Consider the following 20,942-nt stretch of genomic DNA (forward strand, 5'->3'; position numbering starts at 1 on the left):
GAACAGAACACCCCCGGCGCGCAAGGGCGGCTCTCCCCAATCGATAGGACGCCGTCGGCGCCTGAAACGGCCCACCACCCTGCGATGAACATCGACGGAGGCGCAATTTGTCGAGGCCCGCCGAAAGGAAAAAAGGCCGGTGCAGCGGCACCGGCCTTCTCGGGCGGAACGCGGATCACGCGCTCAGCTGCGCTGCATGGTCGCGCGCAGCGCCTCGTTCAGGAGGCCCAGGCTTTCGGCCAGGTGCGCGCGGGTCTCGACCGACTGGCCGCCCTTGGCAACGGCGGCGCGCAGATCGCCCTGCAGCTGGGTCGCGTGGTAGCGGGCCAGGCTCAGCGCGTCGGGCGGCAGATTGGCCGGGCTCTTGGTCAGCACGTTCTGCAGGCGGCGCAGATGCTCGCGCTGCAGATTGCGGCGCAGGCGGTCGATCTCGCTGCCGCTCTTCAGCTCGGACCAGATCGCCGTGTTCAAGGTGCCGTAGACCTCGCTGAGCGAGATCAGGCCCTTGCGCTTGTTCTCCGGCACATAGGCCGGCAGATCGAGCAGGCGGCTGGCCGTGGCCGGGCTCAGCAAGCGGTCGAGCGCGACCAGCTGCACGCGCGCGACGGCGGCCGGGATGCTCAGCGGCACGCCGCGGTCGTTCTCGTTGTAGTCCACGCCCAGGCTGGACAGGAACTCCGGCTTGAACTTGAAGCTGTCGACGCTGAACAGGCCGGTGGCGAGGAACTGCAGGGCCTCGCGCTGCTTGGCCGGCTCGACCGGCGTGAAGCTGGCGCGGCCGGTCGTGCCCGGCAGATCGCGCACTGCGTACATGCCGCCGATGTACTTGCCGACCAGATCGGACCCCGAGCGGTAGAGCTGGTTGAAGCCGTAGACGATGGAGCGGCGCGCGCGCAGCGGGTCGTCGCCGGCCTGCGGCTTGCGCTCCTGCGCGCGTGCCCACAGCTCCTGCGACAGCTTCAGCCGGCGCTTGAAATAGGCCAGCGGGTCGTCGCCCAGGTCGAAGCGGTTGGCCATCGGGTCCATGCCGTCATAGGGACCGAAGCCGCCGGCATCGAGGTCGTCCGCATAGGCCAGGGCCGGCTCGGTGCTGCGCGCGGCGATCCTGGCCAGCTCGGCCTTCTCCTCGCCGGCCGCGATCGGCTTGTAGGCGTACTCGATCGCCCAGTAGTCGTAGGCGCCCAGCGTCGCATTGTTGTAGCTCGCCTGCGGCTCGCCCTGGACGGCGATATTGAAGGCGTTGTAGTCCATCACCGAGCCGGACAGGCCGTGCGCCTCGGTGAAGGCCTTGTCCTGCAGCTGCGCGCGGGTGATGGTCGTCGAGGCCTTGAAGTTGTGCTTGAGGCCCAGCGTGTGGCCGACCTCGTGCATCACCACGTCCTTGATGCGGGCGAAGATGAAGGCATCGGCCTCGGGGCTGTCGGGCTCGATCTCGCCGCGCGCCTCCAGCAGGTCCAGCGCGAAGCCCATCTCGGCGCCGGCCTCGTGCGCATAGTTGCAGAAGGCCTCCTCGCCCTGGCCCAGGGCGGTCGGCGCGCCGCGCGGCGCGGCCTCGGTGATGAACTCGCGGCCGCCGCGCACGAACACATCGCTCATGCCGATGTCGGCATCGAGGATCTCGCCGCTGCGCGGATCGCTGCGACTGGGGCCGATCGCGAAGCCGACGTCGGCGCCGACGAACCAGCGGATCGACGCATGGGCGGCGTCCATATTGTCCCAGTCGGCATCGTCGGGCTGCTGCTTGGCGACGACGGCATTCTTGAAGCCGATCTTCTCGAAGGCCTTGTTCCACTCGACGATGCCGGCTTCGACGGCCGGGCGGTACTTGGGCGGAATGTTCTTGTCCATCCAGTAGGTGATCGGCGTCACCGGTTCGGACAGCGCCGCCTCCGGATCCCTCTTCTCGAGCCGCCAGCGCTTCACATAGTGCACGCGCGGATTGGCCTTGTTGTCGCCGCCCAGGTCGGTGAAGGAGTCGGCGAAATGGCCCAGGCGCGGGTCGGTGGGGCGCGGCGCCATCGCGGTGTCGGGCAGGGCCAGGAAGCTGTAGACATAGCTGACGAAGAGGCTGCGCGGATCGGGCGTGGCCTGCGGCGGCGTCGGCACCGGCACCGGCGGCGCGACCAGCGGCGGCGCCGGGATGCGCGGCGTCGCGAAGTGGATGCGCGCCGTCAGCGTGCTCAGCTTGGCGTCGGCGCGCGCGGCCTCGAAATAGCTGTTGCTGCGGTCGGGCGCGAAGGGCAGGCGGTAGACGGCCTCCAGCGCGGTCGAATAGCCGGGAATGTCCGAGAGCAGGAAGCCCGCGTCGACCAGCACCGATTTGCGCTCCGGATGCTCGGCGCTGGCGACGACGGCGGCGCCCAGCAGGCTGGGCGAGAAGGCCTGGTCGATCGCACGCTTGGAGCCCTGGTCGGCAACGGCGCGGAACTTGGTGTTCAGCGCGATCAGCTGGATCTGGTTGCCGATGCGGCGGAACTCGACCGTCGCGCCGCCGGCCATCTGGCTGGCGTAGAGGCCCCGCTCGCCGACCGAATTGGCGATATTGACGCTGAACAGCAGGGGCTTGTTGAAGGCGTCCCTGGGGATCTCCAGCCAGACCTTCTCGTCCTTGCGCCAGATCGGGAACAGGCCGTCGTCGACCTTGGCGCCCTTGATCACCTCGGCGAAGGGCTTGGGCGCGCTGGGATCGGCCGGCGGACGGGCCGCGACGGCCGTGGCGGCCGCGGCGGCGCCGGGCACGGTGGCGGCGGCGGGGGCCGACGCGGCCGGCGCCACGGCGCTGGCGGCCGGCTTGGCGGCGCCGGAGCCGTCACCGGTGCTGGCGCAGGCGCCGAGCAGCGCCGCGGCGGCGGCGATGGCCGAGAGATTCAGCAGGCCGGTGTGGCCACGATAGCAAACAGGGAGACTCATTCGGGCGGTCCTCGAACAAACAAGGGAACAGGAAAAGGGGAGCCGGCGCTGCGGCAAAGTCGGCAACTGTCTCGCGCGTGCCGCCGGGCGTCAATGTGGAAAACCGGGGTTGGATCCGTCCAAAACCGATTTCGTCGCAACATTGGTGAATTGATCACTTTATGGCGAGGCGCCGCGGCTCAAGAGCCGCCCCGCGTCGGCAGCGGCCGCTAGACTGGGCAGCGATGTCCGCCGCCCTGCCGTCCCGCCCTCCCCGCAGCACCCACCTGCTCTATCTGCACGGTTTCCGCTCCTCGCCGCAGTCGGCGAAGGCGCGCCGCATGGCCGACTGGGTGGCGAGCGAGCGGCCCGATGATCTGGTCTTCGCCTGCCCGCAACTGCCGCCCTCGCCGGCCGCGGCGATCGCGCTGGTCGAGGAGCTGATCCGCGACTGGCCGCGCGAGACCATGGCTGTAATGGGCAGCTCGCTGGGCGGCTTCTACGCCACCGTGCTGAGCGAGCGGCTGCGGCCGGCCCGCACCGTGCTGCTGAATCCGGCCGTCGACCCGGCGCGCGATCTGGCCGCCTATATCGGCGAGCAGCATTGCTGGCAAGACCCGGCCCAGCATTTCTACTTCCGCCCCGAGTTCGTCGACGAGCTGCGCGCGCTGGCGCCCGGTGCGCTGGCCCAGCCGCAGCGCTACTGCGCCGTCATCGCCAAGGGCGACGAGCTGCTGGACTGGCGCGAGATGCTGGCGCGCTACCAGGCCTGTCGGGTCCTGCTGCTGGAGGGCAGCGACCACGGGCTCAGCGACTTCGACGAGCACCTGCCTTCGCTGATCGACTTCCTGAATCTATGAGCACCACGACGAAGAGACTCGCCCACAAGGTCTGCATCATCACCGGCGCGGCCCAGGGCATCGGCCTTGCCACCGTGCAGAAATTCGCCCGCGAGGGCGCCATCGTCGTCGTCTGCGACATCAGAGCAGCCGCCGTCGATGACGCCGTCAACGAAGCCTTAAGCCAGGGCGCCGCCGAGGCGACCGGCTTCGTGCTCGACGTGACCCAGCGCGAGCAGGTCGATGCGATGGCCGCCGCGGTGAAGGAGCGCTTCGGCCGTATCGACGTGCTGGTCAACAACGCCGGCATCACCAAGGATGCGCGCCTGCAGAAGATGAGCCTGGCGCAGTTCGACGCCGTCATCGACGTCAATCTGCGCGGCGTCTTCCACTGCGCGCAGGCGGTCGCCGACACCATGGTCGCCCAGGGCGCCGGCGTGATCCTGAATGCCAGCTCGGTGGTCGGCATCTACGGCAATTTCGGCCAGACCAATTACGCGGCCGCCAAGTTCGGCGTGATCGGCTTCACCAAGACCTGGTCGCGCGAGCTGGGGCCCAAGGGTGTGCGCGTCAATGCGGTCGCGCCGGGCTTTGTCGAGACGCCCATCCTTGCCACCGTGCCCGACAAGGTGCTGGAGCAGATGCGCGAGCAAGTGCCGCTGCGCCGCCTGGGCCGCGCCGAGGAGATCGCCAATGTCTATGCCTTCCTCGCCAGCGATGAATCCAGTTACATCAATGGTGCCGTGCTGGAGGTTTCCGGCGGCATGACGGTCTAGCGGCCACAAGCGCCCGAGAAGAAAAGAGATTGACGACGCGCCACGAAGCGCGCGCATTCTGGAGAGAGGCATCCGATGTCCGAGACGAGACCGAAGCAATCGATCGGCGGCAAGCTCGCGCTCGCCCAGGCGGCGGGCGCGCCGGCGGGCCTGCTCGTCGCGACCTGGGCCGCCAGCGCGATCGCCGTGCTGGCACTGGCCGGCTGGGGCGCGCTGCTGCTGCGGGGCTGGAAGCCCGGCACCGGGCCGGCCTGGCTGGCCCTGGCCGCCAGCGCCGCGTTGATCCTGCTCGCACCGTTCGGCGCGCTGCGCCGCCAGCAGCTGGAAGCCGAGGCGCGGCGCCGGCATTGCTTCGATGCCGACAGCAAGGCGGCCAGCGCCGCCTTCTTCGAGGCGGCCTGCGAGAAGCTGCAGACGCAGCGGCAGCCCTTCGGCCTGATGGTGATCGAGCTGTCGGGCGCCATGGAGCCCGGCTTCGCGCTCGCCTCGCCAGCCCAACTGGCGGCGCTGCAATGGGCGGCCGGCGTCGCGATCGCCGGCACGCGCGGCAGCGATCTGGTGGGCCGGCTGCCGGGCTTGCGCCTGGCGGTGCTGCTGGCCGACATCTCAAACCGCGAGCAATTGGCCGTCGTCGTGAACCGCCTGAGCGAGCGGCTCGATCCGCAGCGCCAGCATGCCGGGCTGCGCGTCTTCATCGGTGCCGCCGTCGCTACGCCGGGCGAGGCGCTGCCGCCATTGCTGGATCGCGCGCTGCGGCCCTGGAAGGGCGCCAGCAACGTCACCGCCATCGGCGACAATGCCAGCCATGTTTGCCCTGTTTGATGACGCCGGGAAGTTCCTCGCCGGCCGCGTGATGTCCGAGGCCGAAAGCTCGCTGCAGATCGAGCTGGAGTCCGGCAAGCGCGTCAAAGTGAAGGCGGCCAATGTGCTGCTGAAGTTCGACAAGCCGGCGCCCGGCGAATTGATCGCCGAAGCTCAGCGCCTGGCACAGGAGATCGATCTCGATCTGGCCTGGGAGTTCGCGCCCGAGACCGAGTTCGGCTTCGCCGACCTGGCGCGCGACTATTTCGACGCCAAGGCCAGTACCGCGCACCAGGTGGCCGCGCTGTTCCGCCTGTACGAGGCGCCGCATTACTTCCGCCGCTCGGGCAAGGGCCTGTTCAAGAAGGCGCCCGAGGAGATCGTCAAGGCCGCCCTGCTGGGCATCGAGCGCAAGCGTCAGCAGGCCTTGCAGATCGAGGCCTGGGCCGAGGAGCTGGCGGCCGGCCAGTGCCCGCAGCCGATCAAGGACCAGATCTACAAGATCCTGTTCAAGCCGGACAAGAACGGCCCCGAGTACAAGGCGGTCGTCGAGGCGACGAAGCGCGCGCACAAGGCGCCGCTGGAGCTGCTGCAGGCGGCCGGCGCGATCAGCAGCGCCTACCAGTTCCACTGGAAGCGCTTCCTGTTCGAGAACTTCCCCAAGGGCACCGGCTTCCCGGCGCTGACGGCACCCGAGATCAAGGACGAGCTGCCGCTGGCAAATGTGGCCGCCTTCTCGATCGACGATTCGGCCACGACCGAGATCGACGATGCGCTGTCGGTGCAGGGTCTGGGCACGGGCACGGTGGTGTTCGGCGTGCACATCGCAGCACCCGGCCTGGCGATCCAGCCCGATTCGGCCGTGGACAAGGTGGCGCGCGAGCGCTTCTCGACCGTCTATATGCCGGGCTGGAAGCTGACCATGCTGCCCGACGAGGTAGTGCAGGCCTACACGCTGATCGCGGGCCGCGACTGCCCGGCGGTGTCCATCTACTTCACGCTCGACGAGGCGACGCTGGAGATCAAGGGCAGCGAGACCCGGCTGGAGCGCGTGCCGATCAAGAGCAATCTGCGCCACGACAAGCTGGACACGGTAATCACCGAGGCGTCCCTGACCGGCCAGGCGCCGGCCGCCTACGAGTTCGCCGCCGAGCTGGCCTTCTGCCACCGCTTGGCCAAGGAGCTAAAGGCCAAGCGCGAAGTCGTGCGCGGCAAGCCCGAGACCTTCAACCGGCCGGACTACAACTTCCGCCTCGACGGTGCCGGCACGAGTGAACCGGACGGCAGCGAAACGGTGGCGATCACGGTGCGCCAGCGCGGCTCGGCGCTGGACCTCATCGTCGCCGAGGCGATGATCCTGGCGAACTCGACCTGGGGCGGCTGGCTCCACGAACTGAGCCTGCCCGGCATCTACCGCAGCCAGGCCAGCCTGGCGCCCGGCGTCAAGGTGCGCATGGGCACCAAGGCGCTGCCGCATGCGGGCATGGGCGTCGCGCAATACACCTGGGCGACCTCGCCGCTGCGCCGCTATGTGGACCTGGTCAACCAGTGGCAGATCATTGCCTGCGCCCGCCACGGCCGCACGGCCGCGCTGGCCGCGCCCTTCAAGCCCAAGGACGCGGCGCTGTTCTCCATCATCTCCGGCTTCGACGCCGCCTACAGCGCCTACAACGGCTTCCAGAACGGCATCGAGCGCTTCTGGACCCTGCGCCATCTGCAGCAGCAGGACATCAGGGAGCTGACGGCGACGGTGATGAAGGACGGCCTGGTGCGCGCCGACACGCTGCCGCTGGTCTTCAAGGCCCTGGGCTGCGAGCCGCTGCCGCGCGGCACGCATGTGAAGGTGCGCATCACCGGCATCGACGAGATGACGCTGGACCTGCATGCCAATCTGATCGAACGCCTGGACGAGGTCGCGCAGCAAGCGGCCGACGAGGAAGAAGACGAGGACGAGGTGGGCAGCGGCCCGCTGACCCTGGCCATCGACGTCGGCGCCGAGGGCGACGATGGCGGCAGCGCCAAGGGCGAGGAAGCGGCCGCGAACTGACGATGCATCGCCTCCGGCTCTCCGCTCTCCAGGCCGCGCTGCTGTTCTCGCTGGCCCTGCACGGGGGCCTGCTGACCCTGCGCTTCGCCGACCCGGAGCGCTTCAACCGGATCTTCGAGGACACGCCGCTGGAGGTGGTGCTGGTCAACAGCCGCTCGCGCGAGGCGCCGCTCAAGGCACAGGCGCTGGCGCAGGCGAACCTGAGCGGCGGCGGCGAGGCCGAGCGGGGGCGGGCGACTTCGCCGCTGCCGCCGTCCAAGCTGCTGGAGCTTGGCGAGGCGAACGAGGTCCAGCATGCGCAGATCACCGAGTTGCAGCAGCAGCAGCAGCAGCTGCTGGCCCAGGTGCGGCGCGAGCTGGCGGCCCTGCCGCCGCCGGACCCCAAGCGCGACAAGGGCTCGGCCCGGGCGCGCGAGCAGGCCGAGAAGCGCCGCCAGCTGATCCAGCTGCTGGCCGCGATCGAGAAGCGGGTCAACGAGGAAAACGCGCGGCCGAAGAAGAAGTACGTCAGCCCGGCCACGCGCGAGGTCGTCTACGCGCAGTACTACGACAATCTGCGCCACAAGGTGGAGGAGCGCGGCACGCGCGACTTTCCGCAGCACAATGGCCGCAAGCTGTACGGCGAGCTGACGATGAACATCCATGTGGACCAGCGCGGCCGCGTGATCGAGACCGAGATCATGGCCGGCTCCGGCAACAAGAACCTGGACCGCCGCGCCGAGGCCATCGTGCGCGCGGCGTCGCCCTTCGGCCCCTTCAGCGCCGCAATGCGCCAGGGCGCCGAGGTGCTGGTGATCAGCTCGCGCTTCCGCTTCACCCGCGAGGACGGCCTCGAAACCACCCTGTCCGCCCAGCCATGAATGCCACCGTTCCCGATCGCTATGTCGTCGCCGGCAATCCGGTCGCGCACAGCCGCTCACCCGAGATTCACGCGATGTTTGCCACCCAGACCGGCGAGAGCCTGGTCTACGAGCGCCTGCTGTGCCCGCTGGACGGCTTCGAGACCAGCCTGCGCAGCTTTGTCGCCGCTGGCGGGCGCGGCTGCAATATCACCGTGCCCTTCAAGTTCGAGGCGCATGCGCTGGCGCGCCGCCTGTCGCCGCGCGCGCAACTGGCCGGCGCCTGCAATGTGCTGCGCTTCGACGGTGCCGACGATTGGTTCGGCGACAACAGCGATGGCATCGGCCTGGCACGCGATATCGAGCGCAACGCCGGGTGGCCGCTGCAGGGCCGGCGCCTGCTGCTGCTCGGTGCGGGCGGGGCGGCCGCCGGCGTGCTGGGCAGCCTGATCGAGGGCCGGCCGGCCGAGATCGTGCTGGCCAACCGCAGCGTCGACAAGGCGCGGGCGCTGGTCGACAGCCACGCCGCCTTTGCCGCCGAGCATGGCGTGCGCCTTCGCGCCAGCGCACTGGACGAGACCGGCGACGGCTTCGACATCCTGGTCAATGGCACCAGCGCCAGCCTGGCCGGCGCCGCCGTGCCGGTGCCGCCGCAGGTGCTGCGGCCGGGCGCGCTGGCGCTGGACATGATGTACGGCCCGGCCGCCCAGCGCTTTCTGGAATGGGCCGCCGCCCATGGCTTCGAGGGCCGCGACGGCCTGGGCATGCTGGTTGAGCAGGCGGCCGAGGCCTTTTATCTCTGGCGAGGCCGGCGCCCGGACAGCGCGCCGGTGCTGGCCACGCTGCGCGAGCGCATCGCGGCGGCAAAGTAGCGCACCATGGCAAGCAAACTGCTGCGGCTGCTGATCCTGCTGCTGCTGGGCCTGCTGGCGCTGCAGCTGTACTTCGCTGCTCGCATCGCGCTGATGAATCTGCTGGCGCCGCAATCGACCAGCTTCCAACGGTCTGAGATCTGGCGTCTGGCGACGGAGAAGGGCCGGATCGCCTGGAGCCAGCAATGGGTGGACGAGGAGCGCCTGTCCCGCAATCTGCAGCGCGCGGTAATCGCCAGCGAGGACGCCGGCTTTGCCGACCATGGCGGCGTCGACTGGGACGCGCTGGAGAAGGCCTGGGAGAAGAACCAGAAAGCCGAGGCTCGCGCCGAGAAGCTGGCCGTCAATCTGCGGCCGGGCCGCCCGGCGCCGACGGCCAAGATCGTCGGCGGCTCGACGATCACGCAGCAACTGGCGAAGAACCTCTTCCTCAGCGGCGAGCGCAATCTGCTGCGCAAGGGCCAGGAGTTCGCGCTGACCTTCATGCTGGAGGCGCTGCTGGACAAGCGCCGCATCCTGGAGATCTATCTGAACAATGTCGAATGGGGCGAGGGCTTGTTCGGCGCCCAGGCGGCCGCACGCCACTACTTTCATACCGATGCGGCCCGGCTGTCGCCGAACCAGGCGGCGCGGCTGGCGGTGATGCTGCCGGCCCCGAAGCGCTTCGAGAAGCGGCCGGCCTCGTCCTATGTGCTGGCGCGCGCCGGCACGATAGAAGCGCGCATGGGGGCCGTCGAGTTGCCATGATGGACGACCACAATCAGCTCAGCCGCGAAATCGCCGCCACGGCCGCCCGCCTGGTGGTGGAGGAAGGACTTGAGTACGGCCCGGCCAAGCAGCGCGCGCTGAAGCAGCTGGGCTTGCCGCGCCGCACCGCCCTGCCCGGCAACGACGAGCTTGAGGACGAGGTACGCGACTATCTGGCGCTGTTCTGCGCCGACACCCAGCCGGGCGAGCTGGCCGCGCTGCGCGAGCTGGCCGCCGTCTGGATGGAGCGGCTGGCCGAGTTCCGCCCGCATCTGAGCGGCGCGGTCTGGCGCGGCACGGCGACCCGGCTGTCTAATATCCATCTGCAATTGTTCTGCGACGACGGCAAGGCGGCCGAGATCGCGCTGATCAACCAGGGTATCGACTACGAGGTCGGCGCCACCACCGGCCCGCGCGGCCGCGAGGTCGATGTGCTGAGCCTGGCCGCGCCCTGCCGCGCGCTGAACGAGCGGGTGACCTTGCACCTGAGCATTCTCGATTTCGATGATTTGCGCGGTGCGCTGAAACCGGATGCGCGCGGCCGCAGCGAGCGCGGGAATCTGGCGGCGCTGCGCCAGCTGATAGAGAAAGAGGACGGCGAACCGATATGAGCGATCAAGATTCCAGCAGCCGGCGGCGCTGGCTGATCGGCGCCGCCGGCGTCGCGGCCGCCGGACTCGGCGCGGGCCTGGCCTGGCGCCAGCAGCAAGGTCGGCAAGCACCGCTCGCAGCAAGCCCCCCCGGCGCCGAGACCTTTTGGTCCTCCCGTTTCGAGAAGCCCGAGGGTGGTGAGTTGCGCGCCGCCGATCTGCGCGGCGAACCGCTGCTGCTCAATTTCTGGGCGACCTGGTGCACGCCCTGCGTCAAGGAGTTGCCGGAGCTGGCGCGCTTCCAGCAGGAGTTCCGCTCCGCCGGCTGGCAGGTGCTGGGCCTGGCCGTCGACACGCCCGAGCCGGTGCGCGAGTTCCTGCGCAAGCTGCCGCTGGACTTTCCGACGGCGCTGGCGGGATTGACGGGCACCAGCCTCGCTCGCACACTCGGCAACGCCCAGGGCGGCCTGCCCTTCAGCGTCGCTTTCGACCGCAGCGGCGCCCAGATCTGGCAAAAGTTGGGACCGACGGAGCTGCCAGAACTGCGAGAACTGGCGGCAAGAGTCGGCTGAGCTCCAGCAAGGCCGTCCTAAAACAGGCTTTTCTAATTTTTTAAGGGTGCTGCGTCGATCGGCCACTAAAAAGCGTAAAGTTCAGCCTTTTCCGCTTCTAGTGTTCACACCCTAAACGCCCTGCCGCGGCGCAAGCCCTCGACGATGCAGATTCTTGTCCTTCACGGCCCCAACCTCAATCTTCTCGGCAGCCGGGAGCCTGAGGTCTATGGCTCGCAGACTTTGGCACAGATCGATGCAGATTTGGCTGAAATAGCGGCCGAAGCCGGTGTGGCCTTGGAATCGTTCCAAAGCAACCATGAAGGCGCGCTGATCGACCGGATTCAGGCGGCTCGCCAAGATGGCTGCCGCTTCATCATCATCAATCCAGCCGCCTACACACATACCAGTGTCGCGATCCGCGATGCACTGGCGGCGGTGGCCCTGCCCTTTGTCGAAGTCCACCTGTCCAATATCCACAAGCGCGAGGCGTTCCGACAGCACAGCTACCTCTCCCCGCTGGCCGAGGGCGTGATCTGCGGGCTGGGCGCTCAGGGCTACCGGCTGGCCTTGAGCTATGCGCTCGACAAGCTGCGTCGGCCGGCCTGACAAACAAGAAAAGCGAGCGTCCGGCACGAGCGGACGCCGACATCCCAAAACAGAAAACCAATTCCGTTGGAGAAAACATATGGATCTGCGCAAGCTCAAGACCCTGATCGACCTGGTGTCCGAGTCGAACATTTCCGAACTTGAGATCACCGAGGCCGATGGCAAGGTGCGCATCGTGAAGTCGGACGGCGCGGTCGCCGTGCCGATGATGGCGATGCCGGCCGTCGCGCCGGTCGCCGCACCGGTGGCCGTGCCGGCCGCCCAGGCCGCCGCTCCGGCAGCCGTTGCCGCGCCTGCCCCGGCCGTCGAGACCGGCCATATCGTCAAGTCGCCGATGGTCGGCACCTTCTACCGCGCGTCCAGCCCGAACGCCAAGGCCTTTGCCGAGGTCGGCCAGACGATCAAGGAAGGCGAGCCGATCTGCATCATCGAGGCGATGAAGATCATGAACGAGATCGATGCCGACAAGAGCGGCACGATCACCAAGATCCTGGTCGAGAACGGCCAGCCGGTCGAATTCGGTCAAGCCCTGTTCGTGATCGAGTAAGGCTCGGCCATGTTCAAGAAGATATTGATTGCGAACCGAGGGGAGATCGCCCTTCGGATTCAGCGCGCCTGCCGCGAGCTGGGCGTGAAATCGGTCGTCGTCTATTCGGAAGCCGACCGCGATGCCAAGTATGTGAAGCTGGCCGACGAGGCGGTCTGCATCGGGCCGGCGCCGTCCGCCCAAAGCTATCTGAGCATGCCGGCCATCATCGCGACGGCCGAGGTGACCGACGCCGAGGCGATCCATCCGGGCTATGGCTTCCTCAGCGAGAACGCGGACTTTGCCGAACGGGTCGAGCGCAGCGGCTTCACCTTTATCGGCCCGACGCCGGAGAACATCCGCATGATGGGCGACAAGGTCTCGGCCAAGCAGGCGATGATCAAGGCCGGCGTGCCCTGCGTGCCGGGCTCCGAAGGCGCGCTACCCGACGACCCGAAGGAGATCGTCCGCATCGCCCGCGCGGTCGGCTACCCGGTGATCATCAAGGCGGCCGGCGGCGGCGGCGGCCGCGGCATGCGCGTCGTCCACACCGAGGCGGCCCTGGTCAATGCGGTGCAAACGACCAAGGCCGAGGCGGGTGCCGCCTTCGGCAATCCGCAGGTCTATATGGAGAAGTTCCTGGAGAACCCGCGCCATGTGGAGATCCAGGTGCTGGCCGACGGCCACAAGAATGCCGTCTGGCTGGGCGAGCGCGACTGCTCGATGCAGCGCCGCCACCAGAAGATCATCGAAGAGGCGCCGGCGCCGGGCATCCCGCGCCGCGTGATCGAGAAGATCGGTGACCGCTGCGCCGCCGCCTGCAAGAAGATGGGCTACCGCGGCGCCGGCACTTTTGAGTTCCTCTACGAGAACGGGGAGTTCTATTTCATCGAGATGAACACGCGGGTGCAGGTCGAGCACCCGGTCACCGAGATGGTGACGGGCATCGACATCGTGCAGATGCAGATCCGCATCGCCGCCGGCGAGAAGCTGCCCTTCACGCAGCGCAATATCACCATGCGCGGCCATGCGATCGAATGCCGGATCAATGCCGAGGACCCGGTCAAGTTCGTGCCCTCGCCGGGGCGGATCACGACCTGGCACGCGCCGGGCGGCCCCGGCGTGCGCGTCGACTCGCATGCCTACACGAACTACTTCGTGCCGCCCAACTACGACTCGATGATCGGCAAGATCATCTGCCACGGCGACACCCGCGAGCAGGCGCTGGCGCGCATGCGCATCGCGCTGTCGGAGACGGTGGTCGAAGGCATCCAGACCAATATCCCGCTGCACCGCGAACTGATGGCCGACGCCAAGTTTGTCGAAGGCGGCACCAGCATCCACTATCTGGAGAGCTGGATGAGCGAGCACAAGCGCTGACCGGCGTCCGGCGGGTTTTCGACCCGCCCGCCTGCGACACTCCCTGGCATGGCGCGAGCCGTCCCAGGGATTCGCTTTTGATGAAGGACACCATGATGAACAGCAGCCCCTCCTCCCTGCACGAACTGATCCTGATCTGTCGCGAGGACGATGTCGAAACCGTCAGCGACGCGCTGATGGAAGTCGACTCGCTGGCCGTCTCGGTCGAGGATGCCGATGCCGACACCGATGCCGAGAAGGCCTTGTTCGGCGAACCGGGCATGCCCGCGCCAAAGCTGGGCTGGGAGCGGTCGGTCGTGAAGGCGCTGTTTGCCTCCGAGGCCGAGGCGACCGAGGCCGCGACCCTGGTGCTGGCGCAGGACTGGGCGCGCGATGTCCATGTCCAGACGATACAGGCCGTCGAGGAGCAGGACTGGGTGCGGCTGACGCAGTCGCAGTTCGCGCCGGTCGAGATCACGCCGGAATTCTGGATCGTGCCGTCCTGGCACGAGGCGCCGCCACAGGCCAAAACCGTGATGCGACTCGACCCGGGCTTGGCCTTCGGCACCGGCACCCATCCGACCACGCGCATGTGCCTGCGCTGGATCGCGCGCCATCGAGACCTGGCCCCGACCTGGCAGCGCGTGCTCGACTATGGCTGCGGCTCCGGCATCCTGGCCATCGGCGCCGCCCTGCATGGCGCACATGGCATCGATGCCGTCGACATCGACCCGGCCGCGGTGACGGCGACCCTCGCCAATGCCGCGGCGAATCAGGTGCAGCTGCACGCCGCCCTGCCCGATGCGGCGCAAGGCCTTTATCCACTGGTCATCGCCAACATCTTGGCCACCCCGCTGAAGCTGCTGGCGCCGCTGCTCAGCGCGCATCTGGCACCCGGCGCCGACCTGATCCTGGCCGGCATCCTGGAGCGCCAGGCCGAGGAACTGCAGCAGGCCTATGCGCCCTGGCTGCAACTCGAGGTCAGCGACCGCGAAGACGGCTGGATCCTGATGACGGCACGGCGCGCATGAGATCGGCGCGACCGGCGCTCATGGCATGATCTCGCCATGAGTCTCGCCACCCGTTGTACCGCTTGCGGCACCATCTTTCGGGTGGTGCAGGATCAGTTGCGCGTCTCCGAAGGCTGGGTGCGCTGCGGGCGCTGCGCCGAGGTCTTCGATGCGCGTGAACAATTGTTCGACATCGATCGCGAGGCGCCGCCGCCCTGGCCGGAGCAGGAGGTCGATCTTGAGCCGCAGGCCGGGCCGGCGGTGATCAGCCTGGGGCCCGAACCGGAGCCGGAACCCGAACCGTCGCACGACGATGATCAGTGGCAAGCGGTCGAGCCTGCACAGATTCCAGGAGAGGAGCCGGAGCCGGCCGCGCCGGTCGAGGCGCAAGCTTTCGACGCGCGGCCCGAGCCGCAATGGTTCGACGAAGCGCGCAGCGACGCCCCGCCGCGGCCGATCGAGCCACCGTCGGAGCGCATGGAGCCGCCGGCGATCGCCGCCGAGCTCGGCCCCGACGTCGTGCTGGCGCCGCGCCTGGCCGAGATGAAGCCGATGCCGGAACTCGGCTCAGCGTCGGGACCGGATGCCGCCATCGGTTCCACCCCGATGCCCGACTTCATGCGCCCGGCACGCAAGCGCGCGGGTCCGGTCGAGCGGATCGCGCTGGGCCTGCTTTCGCTGCTGCTGCTCCTGCTGCTCGGCGGGCAGATCGCGCTGCACTTCCACGATGCGCTGGCCGCGCTCTATCCGCCCGCACGCCCGGCGCTGCAGGCGGTCTGCAAGCTGGCCGGCTGCGAACTGCGGCCATGGCGGCGCATCGAGGCACTCAGTGTCGAGAACAGCGCGCTGAACCAGGCCGGCGCCGGCAATCAGTTCCAGCTGACCGTGAGCCTGCGCAACAAATCGGCGGTCGAGGTCGCCCTGCCCTGGGTCGAGCTGAATCTGACCGACGCGGCCGGCGCAGTCGTGCTGCGCCGCATGCTGGCGCCCAGCGATTTCGCCAACAGCGCTGGATCGATCAGCCTGGCAGGCGGCGCGGAGCGCTCACTGCAACTGCTGCTGTCCAGCGGCAATCAACGCGTCAGCGGCTACAGCGTCGAGATCTTCCATCCCTGATACGCGGTCGCCGCCCCGCATAAAAAAACCCGGCCGGAGCCGGGTTTTGATGGCGTGCGCCCGATCGATGATCAGGGCTTGTTGCCGGTCGGGAAGGGCCAGGCGGCTTGCGGGCTCAGCGCCGTCTTGGCAGCCGGGGCAGCAGCCGCAGGCTTGGCAGCCGGGGCGGCCTTCTTGACGGGCGGCTTGGCAGCAGGCTTGGAGGCAGGCTTGGAGGCAGCCTTCTTGGGAGCAGCAGCCTTCTTCGGCGCAGCAGCCTTCTTGGGAGCAGCAGCCTTCTTCGCCGGTGCAGCCTTCTTGGGAGCAGCAGCCTTCTTCGCCGGTGCAGCCTTCTTGGGAGCAGCAGCCTTCTTCGCCGGTGCAGCCTTCTTGGGAGCGGCAGCCTTCTTCGCCGGTGCAGCCTTCTTGGGAGCAGCAGCCTTCTTCGCCGGTGCAGCCTTCTTCGCTGCGGCCTTCTTCACAGGAGCCGCCTTCTTCGGGGCAGCGGCCTTCTTGGCCGGAGCCGCCTTCTTGGCGACGACCTTCTTCGCCGGCGCAGCCTTCTTCGCTGCGGCCTTCTTCGCGGGTGCAGCCTTCTTCGCCGCGGCCTTCTTGGCCGGAGCCTTCTTTGCAGTTGCCATTTCAGTTCTCCTTGATCAAGTGGAAAGAACACTGTCCCTGCAACGACATGCCGTCGCAGAGCAGTCATTCATCGTCCGAAAGTCGCCCAGGAGGAGCGCCCCGATACGATGAATCGGGTTGCGAGCACCGGCCTCGGCTTCTACGGCCTCGGTCCGTTGCTCGCCAATCTTGATCTCACACAAATAGGAACCGCGCGCTGAAGAGCTCCAGCCGTCCAGCGTTCAGTCCCAGCTCAGCGCGCCACCGGATTGGTATTCGATGACGCGGGTTTCAAAGAAATTACGTTCCTTCTTCAGGTCGATCATTTCGCTCATCCACGGGAACGGGTTTTCCTCGTTCGGGAAGAGCTCCTCCAGGCCGATCTGCGTGGCACGGCGGTTGGCGATATAGCGCAGATAACCCTTGAACATCGCGGCATTCAGACCCAGCACGCCGCGCGGCATCGTGTCCTCGGCATAGCGGTACTCCAGCTCGACCGCCTTCAGGAACAGCGCCTTGATCTCGGCCTTGAACTCGGGCGTCCACAGCTGCGGGTTCTCGAGCTTGATCTGGTTGATCAGATCGATGCCGAAATTGCAGTGCATGGACTCGTCGCGCAGGATGTACTGATACTGCTCGGCGGCGCCGGTCATCTTGTTCTGCCGGCCCATCGCGAGGATCTGGGTGAAGCCGACGTAGAAGAACAGGCCTTCCATCAGGCAGGCGAAGACGATCAGGCTCTTCAGCAGCGTCTGGTCGGCGGCCGTTGTGCCGGTATGGAAATCCTTGTCCATGATCGCCTCGATGAAGGGGATCAGGAACTCGTCCTTGTCGCGGATCGACTTCACCTCGTTGTAGGCGTTGAAGATCTCGCTCTCGTCCAGGCCCAGCGACTCGACGATGTACTGGTAAGCGTGCGTGTGGATCGCCTCTTCGAAGGCCTGGCGCAGCAAGAACTGGCGGCACTCGGGCGCCGTGATGTGGCGATAAGTGCCCAGCACGATATTGTTGGCGGCCAGCGAATCGGCGGTGACGAAGAAGCCGAGGTTGCGCTTGATGATGCGGCGCTCATCGTCGGTCAGACCGTTCGGGTCCTTCCACAGCGCGATGTCGCGGCTCATATTTACTTCCTGCGGCATCCAGTGGTTGGCGCAGGTGGCCAGGTACTTTTCCCAGGCCCATTTGTACTTGAAGGGAACGAGCTGATTGACGTCGGTCTGGCCGTTGATGATGCGCTTGTCGGCGGCCTTCACGCGGCGCTGTTCGGCGCTCTGTGCAGCTTGCGACGGAGCCGGGCGATGGGAAGAAACAGCGGCGGCGGTCGAAGCGAGCGACGCGGAGACGGGCGCATGGCCGGTCGCATTCGGCAAGGCATTCGCAGGGGCGCTGTGAGAGGGTTTCAGTTCTTCTTCCCAGACCAACATGGTGGCACTTCCTATCGTGTCGAATTATCAGAGTGTTGTGTTCAAACACCAAGGACTTCTTGACATCAACACGTCTTGCGCGTTGCTGCATCGCATCGCATTCGATGCATTCGCGAGGCCTCGGTGCTCATTCGTTGATCGATGGATTCGCATCGCTTGCAAACCCATTGATCAGCGTTTGAGCCGATGAACACGGGCATCGCGGGCATTTGCATATTCCGCGCGCCGGTGCTCTTTGTCTGCCGATCCTGCCGGCAGCGTCGGCGACAAGGGCTGTGGCATCGACATCACATCGCATCGTGATGAGTCGTCGTCGCCGCAGCCCTTTCGCATCAGCTGCTTACTGGCAGGCCTCGCAATCGGGGTTGTCGATCGAGCAGAATTTCATGTCGGTGGCCGGCAGTTCGGCCTCGACCGGTGCCGCAGCGCTTGCGGCAATCGGTGCCGACACCATCGTCGACGCCGAGCCCGCCGACACGGCATTCAGCTGACCCGACTTCGTCACCGTGCTCTTCTCGGCCGAGGAGGCGCTGGTCGTGCGCAGGTAGTAGGTCGTCTTCAGGCCGCGGATCCAGGCCAGCTTGTAGGTCTCGTCCAGCTTCTTGCCCGAGGCACCGGCCATATAGATGTTCAGCGATTGCGCCTGGTCAATCCACTTCTGGCGGCGTGCGCCGGCCTCGATCAGCCAATGCGTGTCGACCTCGAAGGCGGTCGCGTAGAGCGTCTTCAGCTCTTCCGGCACGCGGTCGATGCGGCGCAGCGAACCATCGAAGTGCTTCAGATCCATCACCATCACGTCGTCCCACAGGCCCAGCTTCTTCAGGTCGCGGACCAGCGCTTCGTTGATGACGGTGAATTCGCCGGACAGATTCGACTTGACCGACAGATTGCCGAAGCAAGGTTCGATCGAGGCATCGACGCCGATGATGTTGGAGATCGTCGCCGTCGGCGCGATCGCCACGCAGTTGCTGTTGCGCATGCCGTGCTGGGCGATCTTGGCGCGCAGCGCGTCCCAGTCCAGCGTGCTCGAGCGGTCGACCTCGACATAGCCACCGCGCTCCTTGACCAAGAGGTCCAGCGAGTCGATCGGCAGGATGCCTCGGTCCCACAGCGAGCCGCGGTAGGAGGAGTAGCGCCCCCGCTCGGCGGCCAGCTCGGTCGAGGCCTGGTAGGCGTAGTAGCAGATCGCTTCCATCGAGCGGTCGGCGAACTCGACCGCCTCGTTCGACGCATAGGGCGTGCGCAGCGCGTACAGCGCGTCCTGGAAGCCCATCAGGCCCAGGCCCACCGGACGGTGGCGCAGGTTCGAGTCGCGCGCCTTCTTGACCGCGTAGTAGTTGATGTCGATCACGTTGTCGAGCATGCGCATCGCGGTCGAGACCGTCTTGCGCAGCTTGTCGTGGTCGATGCCACCGTCCCTCAGGTGCTGGACCAAATTGACCGAGCCGAGATTGCAGACGGCGATCTCGCTGTCATTGGTGTTCAGCGTGATCTCGGTGCACAGATTCGACGAGTGGACGACGCCGACATGCTGCTGCGGCGAACGCACATTGCAGGCGTCCTTGAAGGTGATCCAGGGATGGCCCGTCTCGAACAGCATCGAGAGCATCTTGCGCCACAGGTCCTTGGCCGGCATGCGCTTGAACAGCTTGATCTCGCCGCGATCGGCCTTGGCCTCGTACTCGACATAGGCCTTCTCGAAGGCGGCGCCGAACAGATCGTGCAAGTCTGGGCAGGTCGAGGGCGAGAACAGGGTCCAATCGCCGCCCTCGATCACGCGCTTCATGAACAGATCGGGAATCCAGTTCGCCGTGTTCATATCGTGCGTGCGGCGGCGGTCGTCGCCGGTGTTCTTGCGCAGCTCGAGGAACTCCTCGATGTCCAGGTGCCAGCTTTCCAGGTAAGCGCAGACGGCGCCCTTGCGCTTGCCGCCCTGGTTGACGGCCACGGCCGTGTCGTTGACGACCTTCAGGAAGGGCACGACGCCCTGGCTCTTGCCGTTCGTGCCCTTGATGTGGGAACCCAGCGCGCGCACCGGGGTCCAGTCATTGCCCAGGCCACCGGCGAACTTGGACAGCAGCGCGTTTTCCTTCAGCGCCTCGTAGATGCCGTCCAGATCGTCGGCCACCGTCGTCAGATAGCAGCTGGACAGCTGCGAGCGGCGCGTGCCGCTGTTGAACAGCGTCGGCGTGCTGGACATGAAGTCGAAGGAGGACAGCACCTCGTAGAACTCGATCGCGCGCGCCTCGCGGTCGATCTCGTTCAGGGCCAGGCCCATGGCAACGCGCATGAAGAAGGCCTGCGGCATCTCGATGCGCTGCTCGCCGATGTGCAGAAAGTAGCGGTCGTACAGGGTCTGCAGGCCCAGGTAGTCGAACTGCAGATCGCGCTCGGCCTTCAGCGCCGCGCCAAGCTTGGCCAGGTCGTACTGCTGCAGCTTCTCGTCCAGCAGCTCGGCCTGCACGCCCTTCTTGATATAGCCGGGGAAGTACTCGGCATAGCGGCTCTGCATCTGCTCCTGCGTCACCTCGCCGCCGACGATCTCGCGGCGGATCGTGTGCAGCAGCAGGCGCGCGGTCGCGCGGCTGTAGCCCGGGTCCTTCTCGATCAGGGTGCGGGCGGCCAGGATGGCGGCCTTGTAGACCTCGTCCATCGGCACGCCGTCGTACAGATTGCGCTTGGTCTCGGCCAGCACCGGCTCCGGCTTGACGTCGGCGCCCAGGCCGGCGCAGGCCGACACGATCAGGCTTTGCAGATGGGCCAGGTCCAGCGGCACGCGCTGGCCGTTGTCGATCACCGTCAGGCCCGACTCGACGACGGCGGCCTGCACCGCCTCGCCCTTGGCCAGGCGCTCCTGGTGGCGGCGCTCGCGGTACAGCACATAGGCGCGCGCCACTTCATGGTGACCACCGCGCATCAGGCCCAGCTCCACCGCGTCCTGAATGTCCTCGATATGGAAGCTGCCGCCGGCCGGGCGCGAGCGCAAGAGAGCGCGCACCACGTTCTCGGTCAGGCCGTCGACGGTCTCGCGCACGCTGGCCGAGGCCGCGCCGCTGGTGCCGTGCACGGCCAGGAAGGCCTTCATCAGCGCGACGGCGATCTTGCTGGGCTCGAACGACACCACGGCCCCGTTGCGGCGAATGATTTGATAGGCCTGGTATGCCGATTGCGCCGCCTGGCCGGCGACCGCCTGGTCGACACGGCTGGCGCCTTCGGGCAGCGTGGATGCGGTATGCGTTTGCATCGTCGATCTTCCTCTTCTGGTCTTGTTCGTTGTCGTCAATGAATGGGATGCCGAGCCGCCGTGCGTTCTTGCGCCCGGTGCCTCAGCAGTTCAATGCCTGGTG

18 protein-coding genes are annotated in these 20,942 nt (G+C 67.2%); 14 read left to right on the forward strand and 4 right to left on the reverse strand.

Translation table 11 applies throughout. The features are described 5' to 3' along the window. Window positions 1-183 precede the first annotated feature (183 nt). Window positions 184-2,910 carry a zinc-dependent metalloprotease gene (locus QWJ38_RS12170; RefSeq protein WP_290359353.1) on the reverse strand — a complete coding sequence of 909 codons (2,727 nt, stop codon included), beginning with the start codon at window positions 2,908-2,910 and terminating at the stop codon, window positions 184-186. Window positions 2,911-3,134: 224 nt separating this feature from the next. Here QWJ38_RS12170 and QWJ38_RS12175 point away from each other — a divergent pair, with 224 nt between their 5' ends. From QWJ38_RS12175 to QWJ38_RS12240, 14 genes are all read left to right on the forward strand, one after another. Next, a complete protein-coding gene (locus QWJ38_RS12175; protein WP_290359354.1) occupies window positions 3,135-3,749 on the forward strand; it encodes a YqiA/YcfP family alpha/beta fold hydrolase in 615 nt (204 codons plus the stop codon). Beyond that, complete coding sequence (fabG, locus tag QWJ38_RS12180; RefSeq protein ID WP_290359355.1) at window positions 3,746-4,504, forward strand: 3-oxoacyl-ACP reductase FabG; 759 nt, start codon at window positions 3,746-3,748, stop codon at window positions 4,502-4,504. The genes QWJ38_RS12175 and fabG overlap by 4 nt, the downstream gene beginning before the upstream one ends. 75 nt (window positions 4,505-4,579) lie before the next feature. Then, window positions 4,580-5,326 carry a nucleotidyl cyclase domain-containing protein gene (locus QWJ38_RS12185; protein WP_290359356.1) on the forward strand — a complete coding sequence of 249 codons (747 nt, stop codon included), beginning with the start codon at window positions 4,580-4,582 and terminating at the stop codon, window positions 5,324-5,326. Next, window positions 5,310-7,352 carry a ribonuclease catalytic domain-containing protein gene (locus QWJ38_RS12190; RefSeq protein WP_290359357.1) on the forward strand — a complete coding sequence of 681 codons (2,043 nt, stop codon included), beginning with the start codon at window positions 5,310-5,312 and terminating at the stop codon, window positions 7,350-7,352. The genes QWJ38_RS12185 and QWJ38_RS12190 overlap by 17 nt, the downstream gene beginning before the upstream one ends. A 2-nt stretch (window positions 7,353-7,354) precedes the next feature. Next, complete coding sequence (locus tag QWJ38_RS12195; protein ID WP_290359358.1) at window positions 7,355-8,212, forward strand: energy transducer TonB; 858 nt, start codon at window positions 7,355-7,357, stop codon at window positions 8,210-8,212. Beyond that, the gene (gene aroE, locus QWJ38_RS12200) at window positions 8,209-9,063 is read left to right on the forward strand and encodes a shikimate dehydrogenase (RefSeq protein WP_290359359.1); all 855 of its coding nucleotides are present in this window, start codon (window positions 8,209-8,211) and stop codon (window positions 9,061-9,063) included. The genes QWJ38_RS12195 and aroE overlap by 4 nt, the downstream gene beginning before the upstream one ends. A gap of 6 nt (window positions 9,064-9,069) precedes the next feature. Further along, window positions 9,070-9,810: a monofunctional biosynthetic peptidoglycan transglycosylase gene (gene mtgA / locus QWJ38_RS12205; protein WP_290359360.1), complete on the forward strand. Its 741-nt coding sequence runs from the start codon at window positions 9,070-9,072 to the stop codon at window positions 9,808-9,810. Further along, the gene (locus tag QWJ38_RS12210) at window positions 9,810-10,421 is read left to right on the forward strand and encodes a hypothetical protein (RefSeq protein WP_290359361.1); all 612 of its coding nucleotides are present in this window, start codon (window positions 9,810-9,812) and stop codon (window positions 10,419-10,421) included. The genes mtgA and QWJ38_RS12210 overlap by 1 nt, the downstream gene beginning before the upstream one ends. Then, on the forward strand, window positions 10,418-10,972 hold the full coding sequence (locus QWJ38_RS12215) for a TlpA family protein disulfide reductase (RefSeq protein WP_290359362.1): 555 nt from the start codon (window positions 10,418-10,420) through the stop codon (window positions 10,970-10,972). Before QWJ38_RS12210 ends, QWJ38_RS12215 begins: the two co-directional genes overlap by 4 nt. Window positions 10,973-11,116: 144 nt before the next feature. Beyond that, on the forward strand, window positions 11,117-11,560 hold the full coding sequence (gene aroQ / locus QWJ38_RS12220) for a type II 3-dehydroquinate dehydratase (protein WP_290359363.1): 444 nt from the start codon (window positions 11,117-11,119) through the stop codon (window positions 11,558-11,560). 79 nt (window positions 11,561-11,639) lie between these two features. Further along, window positions 11,640-12,107 (forward strand): acetyl-CoA carboxylase biotin carboxyl carrier protein, encoded by a 468-nt coding sequence (accB, locus tag QWJ38_RS12225; RefSeq protein WP_290359364.1) that lies wholly within the window; start codon window positions 11,640-11,642, stop codon window positions 12,105-12,107. Window positions 12,108-12,116: 9 nt separating this feature from the next. Then, window positions 12,117-13,466, forward strand: a complete 1,350-nt coding sequence (gene accC, locus QWJ38_RS12230; protein ID WP_290359365.1) for an acetyl-CoA carboxylase biotin carboxylase subunit — start codon at window positions 12,117-12,119, stop codon at window positions 13,464-13,466. Window positions 13,467-13,561: 95 nt separating this feature from the next. After that, on the forward strand, window positions 13,562-14,476 hold the full coding sequence (gene prmA, locus QWJ38_RS12235) for a 50S ribosomal protein L11 methyltransferase (RefSeq protein WP_434063975.1): 915 nt from the start codon (window positions 13,562-13,564) through the stop codon (window positions 14,474-14,476). 36 nt (window positions 14,477-14,512) lie between these two features. Next, entirely contained in the window at window positions 14,513-15,571 is a 1,059-nt protein-coding gene (locus tag QWJ38_RS12240) for a zinc-ribbon and DUF3426 domain-containing protein (protein WP_290359366.1), read from the forward strand. A gap of 71 nt (window positions 15,572-15,642) precedes the next feature. Here QWJ38_RS12240 and QWJ38_RS12245 read toward each other — a convergent pair whose 3' ends face one another. From QWJ38_RS12245 to QWJ38_RS12255, 3 genes are all read right to left on the reverse strand, one after another. Further along, window positions 15,643-16,191: a histone gene (locus tag QWJ38_RS12245; protein WP_290359367.1), complete on the reverse strand. Its 549-nt coding sequence runs from the start codon at window positions 16,189-16,191 to the stop codon at window positions 15,643-15,645. Between the two features lie 222 nt (window positions 16,192-16,413). Then, complete coding sequence (locus tag QWJ38_RS12250; protein ID WP_290359368.1) at window positions 16,414-17,595, reverse strand: ribonucleotide-diphosphate reductase subunit beta; 1,182 nt, start codon at window positions 17,593-17,595, stop codon at window positions 16,414-16,416. 340 nt (window positions 17,596-17,935) lie between these two features. After that, window positions 17,936-20,839, reverse strand: coding sequence for a ribonucleoside-diphosphate reductase subunit alpha (locus QWJ38_RS12255; protein WP_290359369.1), 2,904 nt, complete (start codon window positions 20,837-20,839; stop codon window positions 17,936-17,938). Window positions 20,840-20,942: the final 103 nt, after the last annotated feature.

Origin of the sequence: Roseateles violae, from assembly GCF_030410485.1 — a bacterium.
GTDB lineage: Bacteria > Pseudomonadota > Gammaproteobacteria > Burkholderiales > Burkholderiaceae_C > Roseateles_D > Roseateles_D violae.

What these genes read in the sequence shown, in the direction of transcription:
- QWJ38_RS12170 (WP_290359353.1), bottom strand. Translation starts at nt 2,910, where the DNA reads ATGAGTCTCCCTGTTTGCTATCGTGGCCACACCGGCCTGCTGAATCTC.
- QWJ38_RS12175 (WP_290359354.1), top strand. Translation starts at nt 3,135, where the DNA reads ATGTCCGCCGCCCTGCCGTCCCGCCCTCCCCGCAGCACCCACCTGCTC.
- fabG (WP_290359355.1), top strand. Translation starts at nt 3,746, where the DNA reads ATGAGCACCACGACGAAGAGACTCGCCCACAAGGTCTGCATCATCACC.
- QWJ38_RS12185 (WP_290359356.1), top strand. Translation starts at nt 4,580, where the DNA reads ATGTCCGAGACGAGACCGAAGCAATCGATCGGCGGCAAGCTCGCGCTC.
- QWJ38_RS12190 (WP_290359357.1), top strand. Translation starts at nt 5,310, where the DNA reads ATGTTTGCCCTGTTTGATGACGCCGGGAAGTTCCTCGCCGGCCGCGTG.
- QWJ38_RS12195 (WP_290359358.1), top strand. Translation starts at nt 7,355, where the DNA reads ATGCATCGCCTCCGGCTCTCCGCTCTCCAGGCCGCGCTGCTGTTCTCG.
- aroE (WP_290359359.1), top strand. Translation starts at nt 8,209, where the DNA reads ATGAATGCCACCGTTCCCGATCGCTATGTCGTCGCCGGCAATCCGGTC.
- mtgA (WP_290359360.1), top strand. Translation starts at nt 9,070, where the DNA reads ATGGCAAGCAAACTGCTGCGGCTGCTGATCCTGCTGCTGCTGGGCCTG.
- QWJ38_RS12210 (WP_290359361.1), top strand. Translation starts at nt 9,810, where the DNA reads ATGGACGACCACAATCAGCTCAGCCGCGAAATCGCCGCCACGGCCGCC.
- QWJ38_RS12215 (WP_290359362.1), top strand. Translation starts at nt 10,418, where the DNA reads ATGAGCGATCAAGATTCCAGCAGCCGGCGGCGCTGGCTGATCGGCGCC.
- aroQ (WP_290359363.1), top strand. Translation starts at nt 11,117, where the DNA reads ATGCAGATTCTTGTCCTTCACGGCCCCAACCTCAATCTTCTCGGCAGC.
- accB (WP_290359364.1), top strand. Translation starts at nt 11,640, where the DNA reads ATGGATCTGCGCAAGCTCAAGACCCTGATCGACCTGGTGTCCGAGTCG.
- accC (WP_290359365.1), top strand. Translation starts at nt 12,117, where the DNA reads ATGTTCAAGAAGATATTGATTGCGAACCGAGGGGAGATCGCCCTTCGG.
- prmA (WP_434063975.1), top strand. Translation starts at nt 13,562, where the DNA reads ATGAACAGCAGCCCCTCCTCCCTGCACGAACTGATCCTGATCTGTCGC.
- QWJ38_RS12240 (WP_290359366.1), top strand. Translation starts at nt 14,513, where the DNA reads ATGAGTCTCGCCACCCGTTGTACCGCTTGCGGCACCATCTTTCGGGTG.
- QWJ38_RS12245 (WP_290359367.1), bottom strand. Translation starts at nt 16,191, where the DNA reads ATGGCAACTGCAAAGAAGGCTCCGGCCAAGAAGGCCGCGGCGAAGAAG.
- QWJ38_RS12250 (WP_290359368.1), bottom strand. Translation starts at nt 17,595, where the DNA reads ATGTTGGTCTGGGAAGAAGAACTGAAACCCTCTCACAGCGCCCCTGCG.
- QWJ38_RS12255 (WP_290359369.1), bottom strand. Translation starts at nt 20,839, where the DNA reads ATGCAAACGCATACCGCATCCACGCTGCCCGAAGGCGCCAGCCGTGTC.